Annotated in this window: 12 protein-coding genes and 1 pseudogene; 8 read left to right on the forward strand and 5 right to left on the reverse strand. The window is 40.0% G+C overall.

The window, feature by feature from the left end; all coding sequences use genetic code 11:
- Window positions 1-17: 17 nt before the first annotated feature.
- The 4 genes and pseudogenes from KQI66_RS02560 to KQI66_RS02575 form a co-directional block, all read right to left on the reverse strand.
- The gene (locus KQI66_RS02560) at window positions 18-785 is read right to left on the reverse strand and encodes a class I SAM-dependent methyltransferase (protein ID WP_002602097.1); all 768 of its coding nucleotides are present in this window, start codon (window positions 783-785) and stop codon (window positions 18-20) included.
- Between the two features lie 213 nt (window positions 786-998).
- Window positions 999-1,453, reverse strand: a pseudogene (locus KQI66_RS02565) (helix-turn-helix domain-containing protein).
- 81 nt (window positions 1,454-1,534) lie between these two features.
- A complete protein-coding gene (gene tet(32) / locus KQI66_RS02570) occupies window positions 1,535-3,454 on the reverse strand; it encodes a tetracycline resistance ribosomal protection protein Tet(32) (RefSeq protein WP_002602099.1) in 1,920 nt (639 codons plus the stop codon).
- 362 nt (window positions 3,455-3,816) lie between these two features.
- Entirely contained in the window at window positions 3,817-4,059 is a 243-nt protein-coding gene (locus tag KQI66_RS02575; RefSeq protein ID WP_005946711.1) for a hypothetical protein, read from the reverse strand.
- Window positions 4,060-4,298: 239 nt separating this feature from the next.
- On the opposite strand from KQI66_RS02575, the gene KQI66_RS02580 reads away from it, so the two are divergent.
- The 8 genes from KQI66_RS02580 (at window position 4,299) to otnK (ending at window position 10,427) form a co-directional block, all read left to right on the forward strand.
- A complete protein-coding gene (locus KQI66_RS02580) occupies window positions 4,299-5,645 on the forward strand; it encodes a putative bifunctional diguanylate cyclase/phosphodiesterase (protein ID WP_216427131.1) in 1,347 nt (448 codons plus the stop codon).
- 110 nt (window positions 5,646-5,755) lie between these two features.
- Window positions 5,756-6,376 carry a stage V sporulation protein AA gene (locus KQI66_RS02585; protein WP_216427132.1) on the forward strand — a complete coding sequence of 207 codons (621 nt, stop codon included), beginning with the start codon at window positions 5,756-5,758 and terminating at the stop codon, window positions 6,374-6,376.
- On the forward strand, window positions 6,363-6,788 hold the full coding sequence (locus KQI66_RS02590; RefSeq protein ID WP_216427133.1) for a stage V sporulation protein AB: 426 nt from the start codon (window positions 6,363-6,365) through the stop codon (window positions 6,786-6,788). The genes KQI66_RS02585 and KQI66_RS02590 overlap by 14 nt, the downstream gene beginning before the upstream one ends.
- 31 nt (window positions 6,789-6,819) lie before the next feature.
- On the forward strand, window positions 6,820-7,281 hold the full coding sequence (gene spoVAC, locus KQI66_RS02595) for a stage V sporulation protein AC (RefSeq protein WP_330654972.1): 462 nt from the start codon (window positions 6,820-6,822) through the stop codon (window positions 7,279-7,281).
- Window position 7,282: 1 nt separating this feature from the next.
- Complete coding sequence (spoVAD, locus tag KQI66_RS02600) at window positions 7,283-8,320, forward strand: stage V sporulation protein AD (RefSeq protein WP_216427134.1); 1,038 nt, start codon at window positions 7,283-7,285, stop codon at window positions 8,318-8,320.
- Entirely contained in the window at window positions 8,307-8,660 is a 354-nt protein-coding gene (gene spoVAE / locus KQI66_RS02605) for a stage V sporulation protein AE (protein WP_216427135.1), read from the forward strand. Before spoVAD ends, spoVAE begins: the two co-directional genes overlap by 14 nt.
- A 98-nt stretch (window positions 8,661-8,758) precedes the next feature.
- On the forward strand, window positions 8,759-9,139 hold the full coding sequence (locus tag KQI66_RS02610) for a cupin domain-containing protein (RefSeq protein WP_216427136.1): 381 nt from the start codon (window positions 8,759-8,761) through the stop codon (window positions 9,137-9,139).
- 25 nt (window positions 9,140-9,164) lie between these two features.
- Window positions 9,165-10,427, forward strand: a complete 1,263-nt coding sequence (otnK, locus tag KQI66_RS02615; RefSeq protein ID WP_216427137.1) for a 3-oxo-tetronate kinase — start codon at window positions 9,165-9,167, stop codon at window positions 10,425-10,427.
- A 93-nt stretch (window positions 10,428-10,520) separates the two neighbouring features.
- Here the strand turns inward: otnK and KQI66_RS02620 are convergent, their stop codons facing one another.
- On the reverse strand, window positions 10,521-11,549 hold the full coding sequence (locus KQI66_RS02620) for a 3-deoxy-7-phosphoheptulonate synthase (protein ID WP_216427138.1): 1,029 nt from the start codon (window positions 11,547-11,549) through the stop codon (window positions 10,521-10,523).
- Window positions 11,550-11,562: the final 13 nt, after the last annotated feature.

Genomic DNA, 11,562 nt, shown 5'->3' on the forward strand with positions numbered 1-11,562 from the left:
ATCCGGCAAACTTGAATTTATTTTAAGCTATCACGTTTTACCTTTTTAAGCCTTACTATCATTACCATAGGAATTTCTTTATTGTTTTTGAAACATTCTTCATAAAATCCATCAATGACAAATCCAGCTCTGAAACAAAGGTTAAAAATATCTTGTATGGAACGATGATAATAAATCTGCTCCTCCGGCTGCCCTTCGATCGCTATATCATAGTAACTGTGCGGTGTCATATATTTTTCAGTCAATGTGATAAAACAAGGGTGCTGCGTTGCAAAGACAAAAATCCCGTTTTCCTCCAATAGTTCATAAACAGCCATAAAAAGCGGTTCAATATCCGTAATATCCATAATTGCCATATTAGAAACTGCTTTCGTAAAGGCTCGATTTCTTTTTAATCCTAATAAGCTTTCTCTATTGGTCGCATCCGCTACGCAAAACTCAATTTGTTTTGCATATTGTGATCGCCGTCTTTTAGCCAATTCTATCATTTTTTTGCTGTAATCAAAAGCGACGACCGAAGCGCCTCTCTGTGCAAGATACGAAGAATAATTTCCATTGCCGCACGCAATATCCAAAATGTAATCCGAAGGATCAGGAGAGAGAAGTTCCGTTACTTTGGGACGTACTACCTCTCTGTGAAATTCATTGGATTCGTCACCCATTGCATCATCCCAAAATTGTGCGTTTTTCTCCCAGATCTTTTTGCTTTCCTCTGTTCCCATGTTCTCTCCCACTCCCAAAATTTGCCTTTTTGCTTCCATTAAATCTTCCTTACTATATTCCATTGTTACCCTCCATAACTTCTGATTGTTGCCGTCTTGACTATTATGTATCTTTTCTTTCCAAAATGGTATAGGCTTTTATTTTTATAATGCTGCAAAACTTTTCTTCTGTAAGGTATTCAAAGGATATTTCCCTTTGCCGCCGCTATTGGAAAGCCAAAAGCAGCGGCTTTTTTACGCGATATGACCGAAAAGACTAGAAAGCAGGATATGTCATCATTTGTCATTTCTTCTCAATGTAATAACTGCATGGCATATCAAGCCAAATACAAGAGAAAAACAGCCACCGCCAAATAGTGATGCTCCCCACCCTGCACCCGACATTGTCATAAAACCGCCAACAAAGAAAATACCAATGCCAAGAAATATCCCGACACCATAAAAAAGTCCAATTGCCATATCATACTTATTAAATTGTCGTTTCTCTTTTTTTCACATGTTTCCATTTTTGTTATTACCTCCTTCGCAAAATCGTCCATGTGGACTCCAAAAAGAAAACAAATTTTTTTCAACGTATTTAAATCGGGTTCATTAACATCTCTCTCCCAATTCGATAGCGCCTGCCGGGTAACATTCAATTTCCCAGCCAGTTCTTCCTGTGTCATTCCCGATTGTGTTCGCAGATGACGTATTTGCTTTCCTGTTGTAATATCCGTCTGTTTCTGGTTCAAAATGGTTCCTCCTCTCTGATGCTGATTTTATCAATGATATTTCGCAATAGCCAGCAATGAACGTTTGCATTGCGCAAGATGTTACATTATCTTCTGAAACATATGCCGGATCTTGTCTAAACGGCTGTTCGGGCGGCGTGGCTGAAACACAGGCTCGCCGGAAGTTTCCTGATACCCTTTTAATTCTGTAATGCAGACACTTCTTCCATTTGTATAAAAATTCAAATCATTTCTATATTCACCAATACAACGGGCAGGGATTTCCCCCTTAAAAATAACTTCATCTTTTTCAAGTCTGGTTGATTCAATGATTGCGCAATACTTTGGTGCGTCATTATAAGCCCGTGAAAGATATTCCTGCGGTGCAAAAAGGGTAAAGGAAAGGTATGGTTCCAACAGTTGTGTTCCTGCTTTTTTCAATGCCTGCTCCAACACGACAGGCGCAAGAAAACGAAAATCAGCGGGGGTGCTGACCGGGCTGTAATAAACTCCATAATCAAAACAAATTTGGCAGTCTGTCACTCCCCAGCCATATAAGCCCTGCTCCATTCCATAACGCACACCCTCCATGACGGCATTTTGAAAACTTTGGTTTAAATAGCCGAGAGATACCTCGCTTTTATATTGTGTTCCGCTTCCAACAGGAAGCGGTGTTACAGTCAAACCAATAGATGCCCAAAACGGATTCGGCGGCACTTCAATATGAATCGTGTAGCTCGCTTTTTTTTGCGGTCTTTCCAGATAAATAACCGAAGGCTCTTTCATAGCCACGCCCACATGATATTTTTCTTCTAATAGCGAACAAATAACTTCTAACTGTACTTTTCCCAAAAAAGATAATATAATCTCATGTGTAACAGTATCAATGTCAAAATGCAAAAGAGGGTCTGTATCAGCAATCTCTGTGAGGGCATTTAACAGGGCTTCCCTTTGCTCCGGCTTTTGCGGCTCTACCGTTGTCCGAAGTAATGGCATGGGATTATCAATCCGTGTTTTGTGAGGCAGGAGTTTTTCATTTCCCAGAATGTCGTTCAGTTTCAAAGTATCATCAGCTAAAATAACAATTTCTCCCGGACAGGCATGGTCAACCGGGACGATTTCACCATTTGACGGAATACACATTTCTGTAATCTTTATTTTTTCCTTTTTTGACAGCAGCAGGGTATCCCGTAAATGGAGCGTCCCATGATACAGGCGTAAATAAGAAAGCCGTTTTTTCCGCTCTGTATACTCAACCTTAAAAACATATCCACATAATTCAGACTGAATATCGTCTGTTTCTGTAATGAAAGTTTCTGTAATCGCTTCAATCAGTTTTTCTGTTCCTAAATTGTCTTTTGCACTCCCATGATAAACAGGAAACAAAGAGCAGCATCTGGTTCTTTTGCACTTTTCATATTGTAATTCCTGTATATCCAAAGAATCCTCTGCAACATATCGTTCTAATAGTTCATCGCTTCCGGAAATAATCATATCCCATTTGTCCAAATCAGAAATATCGGTCATGGTTATCTTTGGCGACAGGGAAACCTCCTGCATGACAATCATATCACTGGTAAGTTTATCTTTAATGCTTTGGTAAACACGCCGCAGGTCGATCCCATTTTGGTCTATCTTATTTATAAAGATAATTGTCGGAATGTCCATTTTCTGAAGCGCATGGAATAATATACGGGTTTGTGCCTGTACGCCGTCTTTTGCCGAAATGACTAAAACAGCTCCGTCAAGGACAGATAAAGAGCGGTATGCTTCGGTTAAAAAATCCATATGACCGGGAGTGTCCACGATATTGATTTTATAATCATTCCAGCAAAAAGAAGTAACCGCTGTCTGAATGGTAATTCCGCGCTGCCGTTCCAAAATCATAGTGTCTGTTCTTGTAGTTCCTTTATCCACGTTTCCTTGTTCCGCAATCGCTCCACTGGTGTACAGCAGGCTTTCCGTCAATGTTGTTTTTCCTGCGTCTACATGGGCGAGAATTCCAATATTGATTATTTTCATGTGATTGTCCTCCTTTTACAGCCCCAAAAGGGCATAAAAATCCCCAGCAGTAAAATACTTTTACCACTGGGGATTATAATTTGCGGACATACACATATACAGCATACACCTGTTTGTGATTGCTGTTTTTCGGATATGTCAAAATTGATAAGGCAAAAGTATTCTTAAATTGGGTACAAAAAACCAAGCCCCCACAAAAGGGACTATCATAATCCTTTGTTCCCACTATTTGATTATAGTTTTATTTAAGAATACCTTGCCGCATATTTTTTACTCCTTTTTTGGAATGATGCTATTATATCACATTAGTTTTAGGAAAGAAAGTACCTAAAAGAAATTTTTCTTCCCCTTATATGTAACAATCATACCGACTTTCTGGCGTTCAGAATGGTTTCTGCTGTCTGCTGTGGTGTTTGGTTGGAATTGTCCAGCCAAAAGCCGATCCGTGGTGTTGTCTGCATAAATGTATCGTATAAGGTTTCAACCGTAAAGCCGGAATAGCCTGTTTTCTCCCTGTATCGTTCCCTTCCTTTTATTGTTTCCACATCTGGACAAAGAACGACAACCTCAACAGGGTATTTATGCGGCACAAAAAATATGTACATGTAACTAATTCAACACATTTATAATTTGAATAGGGACATTATAGCATTTACTAAATACAAATTCAATGTATACGGAAATAAAGATATAAGGAGTGGGAAGGATTCCGCCGTAGTCGGCATTGTAGGAAAATCCAAAAGTTTAGATTTTCCCACAATGCTTATCTTTTGGTCTTTGGTTCGGAATAGTGTAGTGCTGGCGGTCTATCTCTTGTTTTCGGTTGCTTGCTTCCTTACCGTACATGAGCATTAAACTCAGGCTTAAAAACATAATCGGCAGAAGTGAAATAAATGCATTGGAAAGAATTAAATATGTCGCTGATCACGATCAGCTTACGGGTTTGTATAACAGAAATAAATTTTTTGAATGTACAAGAAAGCTGATAGACGAGCATGAGGACACGCTTTTTGCTTTTATACATTGTGATATAGACAGATTCAGACTTGTTAATTCATATTTCGGAGAAGAAGAAGGCGATAAGCTCATAAAATTTATGGGCAGAAACGTAAAACAAGCTGAAAAGAGATTTCCGTTTTGCACATATGGCAGAATAGAATCAGATGTATTTTGCGTTGTTGTTCCTTATTTTGAAGATGTTGTGGAAAAAGCCATCAAAGATTTTACGGAGGCATTGATTAATTATAATCCTTCGTACTATATAGAACCGTCTTTCGGAATATATATTATAGATACAAGAAATACTTCTGTAGAAACAATGTATTCACGTTCGGCCATGGCGGCAAAAAAATGTAAGGACAAGTATATGACCTATACTGCATTTTATGATAACGGAATGGCAGAAGAGCTTTTTAATAAACAGGAGCTTATCAACGATATGCAGGAGGCTTTGGAAAATGAACAGTTCGTTGTTTATTTTCAGCCGAAATACAGCCTTAAGAAAAAAGCATTTTGCGGAGCAGAGGCACTTGTCAGATGGAATCATCCGAGAAAGGGCTTTATATCTCCGGGAGAATTTATCCCGATATTTGAACAAAACGGATTTATTGCACAGCTTGATTATTATGTTTGGGAACATACATGTATTCTGTTGAGAAAATGTATAGATCTCGGACTTAATCCGGATCCTGTTTCGGTAAATATATCAAGAGTAAATATGTATAATACAAGACTTGTTGAAATAATATCATTGCTTACGAAAAAATATAATCTTCCTAATTCTATTCTTAATCTTGAGCTTACCGAAAGTGCATATATGGATAATCCGGATACCATGATAAAAATAGTTATGGCACTCCAGAAAAAAGGCTTTGTTGTTATGATGGACGATTTCGGAAGCGGATATTCTTCGCTCAATACGCTTAAGGATATACCAGTTGATTATCTTAAAGTAGATATGAAATTTCTTCCGACAGGCAAAAGCAACGGAAGAAGCGAGAAAATACTTGTTTCGGTTGTCAAAATGGCAAAACTGCTTGACTTGCCGGTTATAGTTGAAGGCGTGGAAACGGAAGAGCAGAAGGATTTTTTGGAAAGCATTTCATGTGAATATGTTCAAGGTTATTATTTTGCAAGACCGATGTCTCCAATGGATTATGAAGAGATACTGCGTGAAAGCGTAATGGCATAAAAACAGAATAATGTTTGATAAAAAAGCTTTGGGTACATTGATTGTGCCTGAAGCTTTTTTGCGTATATTATGGTACAAAATGCACATACTTCTAAAACGGAGGTGATATTTTGGATATTTTTATAAAGCCTAAGAAAAAAATAAGCGTAATAGGCAAAAAAGCTGTTTTGTTGAAGGACGCCGCTGATATTTATTGCCAGGACGGAAAAAATCTTGATATAGGAAACACCATTGTTTTTAATATACCGGAGGATAAAAAAAGAAGCTATATTATATCCTCTATTGATATTATACGGGCGATAGGAGATAAGCTTCCGAATGCCACAATAAACAATATCGGAGAAATGGATACTCTTGTGGAATATGCTCCTAAGGCTAAAAAGCCGAATACGGTCTGGAATTGGATTAAAACTGCGTTTGTTACGGTTACGCTTTTCGGAGGCTCAATGGTCGCCATAATGAGCTTTCACTCTGATGCACAGATAACAGATGTGTTTTCAACCATGTATCATCTTGTTTTCGGAGTATGGACTGATATTCCTTATGTTATTTTTATTCCGTATAGTATAGGTCTGGCAGTCGGAATTATAGTATTCTACAATCATTTTATGGGCAGAAAGCTGTCCGATGATCCTACGCCCATTGAAGTTCAGATGTCAACCTATGAGAAAGAAACAACAGACAGCGTTATTGATAATCTGAATAAGGAGAAACAGAATGAATTTACTTAAATATATTTTTCTTATACTGTTCGGAATAGGCGGAGGAGTTACAATATCTGCCGGAGTATTTGCACTGATAACAACAATAGGCATAGTTCCGAGAATGGCAGAAAAAACAGAAACACAGGAGCATTTGCGGATATATGAAAGTGCCATATCGGTCGGAGGTATTTTCGGAACACTTGAAATGTATTCGGCAATTCCTTTGCCTGTCGGCGGTTTTGTGACTGCTGTATTTTTTCTTTGTGTAGGCGTATTTGTAGGTGAGCTTGCTGTTTCGATAGCAGAGGTGATAAATGTTTTTCCTATATTTATGCGAAGGGCAAGACTGACAAAAGGACTTACGGTTATTATTACAGCTATTGCATTGGGAAAATCAATAGGTTCATATCTTTATTTTACTGTAAACGGATTTTATTGATACAAATGATTTGTTGAAAGGAGATTTTATATTGAATCAATCCGAAAAAATAAAAAAACAAATGGAATATAGCCATATGGTTCAGAAGGCATCACCGGACAGTCCTATAATTATGGATTGTGTTAAGGCATTTGTTTCCGGCGGCATTATATGCTCAATAGGACAAATGCTAAGAAATTATTTTACCGGACAAGGTTTGAGCCAGGACGATACAGGGCTTGCGGTTTCGCTTATATTGATTGCTGCATCAGTGCTTTTGACCGGTCTCGGTCTGTTCGGAAAGATAGGAAAATTCTGTGGAGCCGGTACGATAGTGCCGATAACCGGCTTTGCCAATTCTGTGGCATCTCCGGCTATTGAGTTCAAAAAAGAAGGCTGGGTATTCGGACTCGGAGCGAAAATGTTTCAGGTTGCCGGGCCTGTAATTGTGTACGGTACGGTGACATCAATATTTGTAGGAATAATATACTATTTAGCGAAGCTGGTGATGTGATTTGATAAGAAAAAGACTTGGAAGACATACGGTTAAGCTCGACAATCCTGTTTATATAGCCTCTGCGGCATCGACAGCCGGAAAGAAGGAAAGCGAAGGACCGTTGGGAGAGTTTTTTGACATAACGCTCGGCGATGACAAATTCGGAGAAAGTACATGGGAAAAGGCAGAAAGCCGAATTGTTGCCGAAAATATGCAGCTTGCTATTAAAAAAGCGTCAATGACGGCAAGTGATATTGATTATTGTATAACGGGAGATTTGCTTAACCAGATTACAGCATCGGTATTCGGCATAAAGGAGATAAATATACCGTTTGTCGGTGTTTACGGAGCCTGTTCGACAATGGGAGAGGCGATGGGACTGGGAGCAATGCTCATCGACGGCGGCTTTGCGGAAAATGTTCTCGTAGGAGCATCAAGCCATTTCTGTGCCGCCGAAAAGCAGTTCAGAGCACCTCTCGGAATGGGCTCGCAAAGACCGCCTACATCAACATGGACAACAACCGGTGACGGTGCGGTTGTGCTGACGAAAAACGGAAATGACGGTATGCCGTTCATAACCGAGGTATTGACAGGTGATATAGTTGATATGAATATAAAAGATCCCAATAATATGGGTGCGGCAATGGCACCTGCGGCGGCAGAGCTGATGACAGCGTATTTTAAGGAAACAAAAAGAGAGCCGGAGTATTTTGACGTTATAGCAACAGGTGATCTCGGTTATACGGGAAAAACACTTGTTACTGAACTGCTTGCATCAGAAGGCTGGGCATTGGACAGCAGATATACTGATTGCGGAATAGAAATATTCGATAAGGACAGCCAGGATACTCATAGCGGAGGAAGCGGCTGTGCATGCTCGGCTTTGGTGTTTACCGCAAAGTTTTATAAGCTTCTTGCGGAAGGCAAAATTAAAAAAATGCTTTTTATGCCGACCGGAGCACTTATGAGTCCGACAAGCAGTCAGCAGGGTGAAAGCATACCGGGAATAGCACACGGAGTTGTTATAGAAAGCAGGTGTTGTAATGGACATATTTAAGGCGTTCTGGGTTGGCGGAATTATATGCGTTATAGGACAGATTTTGATTGATAAAACAAAACTCCAGCCAGGAAGAATATTGGTTATGTATGTCTGTATAGGCTGTGTTCTTGGAGCATTGGGGCTTTATAAGCCGCTTGTGGATTATGCCGGAGCCGGAGCAACAGTTCCGCTTACCGGCTTTGGATATAATCTTGCGAAGGGTGTTATAGAAGAGGTTGATTCAAGCGGATTTCTTGGAATATTTACCGGCGGATTAAAGGCCGCCGCCGGAGGAATATCGGGTGCAGTTGCGTTTTCATGGCTTGCGGCAGTGTTCTTTAATCCAAAAGAAAAGTAGAAAATTTAGCTAAATGCAGATAGATATAAAATCTGTTTGATATATATGCTTATATGAGTTAAAATAATGGTATCTGAAAACTTAAGGGGGAGAACATCATGGAAGAAAACAAATATGTCGGCAAAATTCAGGATTTGCCCGATGCAAAGGGAAACTTTATTAAGCATGCTACAAAGAAAATAGTTTTTGGCCCAAAGCATTTCAGTGACGAATTTGTTATGAGATGCTGGACTCTTGAACCGGGTGCAGGTGAAAAGGATCAGCACCAGCATAACTGGCCACATTGGTGTGTTATGTTAAGCGGTGAAGGCTTTTTTGTTATTGACGGAGTTGAATATCCCATAGAGCATGGCTCATGGATATATGTTCCCAATAAGGTTCCGCATAGATTTTATAATTCTTCCGAAACCGAAAAGCTTGAGTTATTGTGTATTGTGCCGCCTAAGGGAGATATTGATCCTACGCTTATGGGCTGTTGATTATTCAGAGGGGAGTGCATGAAGTATGAACAGCATACTTTGGGGTTGTATTGCAGATGATTTTACGGGTGCTTCCGATGCCGCATCGTTTTTCAAAAAAGGCGGTTTAAAGACCGTTTTATACAATGGGATTCCCGAAGAGGGTGTTGTGCCTGATGAAGATACACAGGCTGTTGTTATTGCGACTAAAATACGAAGTATAGATAAAAATATAGCTGTTGAGGAGGCTCTTAAGGCATATGAATATCTTAAGAGCATAAATACAAAGCAGTTTTATTATAAATATTGTTCGACTTTTGATTCAACACCGGAGGGAAATATCGGGCCAATCGCAGATGCACTTATGGACGCCGTCGGTGAAACGAAAACTATACTTTGTCCGGCACTTCCCGTAAATAAAAGAACGGTCGAAAGAGGAATACTTTATGTGGACGGAGTTCCTCTTGCTGAAACAAGTATGAGAAATCACCCGGTAAATCCTATGTGGGAAAGCGAAATTTCAGAGCTTATGAAGCCTCAGAGCCAATATCCCTGTATAAATGTGGATATTGAGGAAATGGAGGAAGAGGATGAAGAGGTCTGGAACAGACTGAACGCCTTTGAAGAACGGAAAGGAAAGTATTATATTATTCCGGATTATGTTGAGGATTTTGATGCGGAAAGAATAGTCGAGCTTTTCGGAAACCTTAAGCTGTTGACCGGTGGTTCGGGAATAATAGAGGAGCTCGCAAAAAAATCTGCGGCTGATGAAAACACCGTTGATGAATACGAAGGTACACAAGGACAGGCTCTTATTATTGCCGGAAGCTGTTCAAAGGCGACGCTCGGACAGATAGAAAAATTTATAAATGACGGCGGAAAGACATTTAAAATAAATCCCATCAGAATGCTTTACGAAAAACAAAGGCTTTCTGACGTATGGAATTATGTTATAGGTAATGCCGAAAGTCCTGTTCTTGTATATAGCTCCGAAAATCCGGAGGACGTAAAATATAATCAGCGGCATGGAGCGGATAAAATATCGGCTTGCCTTGAACAGAATATGGCAGACCTTGCAAACCTTGCGGTCAGAAACGGCTATACAAGAATAATAGTTGCCGGCGGTGAAACCTCCGGTGCTGTCACACAAAAATTGGGCTTTAATGCTTATCTGATAGGTGAATCGGTTTCTCCGGGTGTTCCCGTTATGACGCCCGTTGAAAGACGGGATATAAGAATTGTGCTTAAATCGGGAAACTTCGGCGATGAGGATTTCTTCGCAAAGGCACTTAAAGCTACAAAAAAGTGAATTTTATGCACTCTGCTGTATTACGGTAGGGTGCTTTTTTACGCAAAAAATACGGACAAACCGATTAGTTTGTCCGTAGTGTAAGCATTTTTATCAGCAATGCTCGGCAATGTAATGGATAAGTTTTTCTGTGTCGTTCCAGCCAAGACATGCATCTGTTATTGATTTTCCGTAGATGTGGTTTTCGGGCTTGCAGTTGCCTTCTTCGATAAAGCTTTCGATCATTACACCTTTTACAAGGTTCTTGATGTCGTTGTTCTGTGTTCTGTTATGAAGAATTTCAGCAACAATACGAGGCTGTTCATAGAACTTCTTGCCTGAATTTGAATGGTTTGTATCACAGATTATAGCCGGATTTACAAGCTTTCTGTCATAGTATTCTTCGGCAAGTGTGATTAAGTCCTCATAATGATAGTTTGCATATGCCTTTCCATATTTGTCAACGGAACCTCTGACGATTGCATGGGCATAAGGATTTCCGCTTGTTGAAACCTCATGGTCACGATAGAGGAATACATGCTCATGGTGAGCCGCATGGATTGAGTTGAGCATTACGGAGAAGTCGCCGCTTGTAGGATTTTTCATGCCTACGGGCTGGTCGATGCCGCTGGCAACAAGTCTGTGCTGCTGGTTTTCAACCGAACGAGCGCCTACTGCGATATATCCGAGAACATCGCTGATATAAACAAGGTTTTCGGGATAAAGCATTTCATCGGCAGAAGTAAGATGTGATTCGGAAACGGCACGAATGTGCATTTTTCTTAAGGCAAGTACGCCTTCGTATATGTTTGTAGCCTTTTCGGGATCGGGCTGATGAAGCATGCCTTTATAGCCGTCGCCTGTTGTTCTGGGTTTGTTTGTATATATACGAGGAATGATAAAAAGTTTTTCCTTAACATCCTCGTTTATTTTTGCGAGTCTTGAGATGTAATCGCATACTGCGTCTTCATCACTTGCTGAGCAGGGACCGACAATTACGATAAATTTGTCGCTTTTTCCTGCGAGAATTTCTTTAAGCTCAGCATCACGCTTTGTCCATACTCCCGCAAGATGTCTGGGGAAGGGGACGATGTCCTTCACTTCTTCGGGTGAGGGAATATTCTGTTCATTTACAAAGCTCATTTTGCAGTGCTCC

It is taken from the genome of Anaerotignum sp. MSJ-24, from assembly GCF_018918145.1.
Taxonomy (GTDB): domain Bacteria; phylum Bacillota; class Clostridia; order Lachnospirales; family Anaerotignaceae; genus Metalachnospira.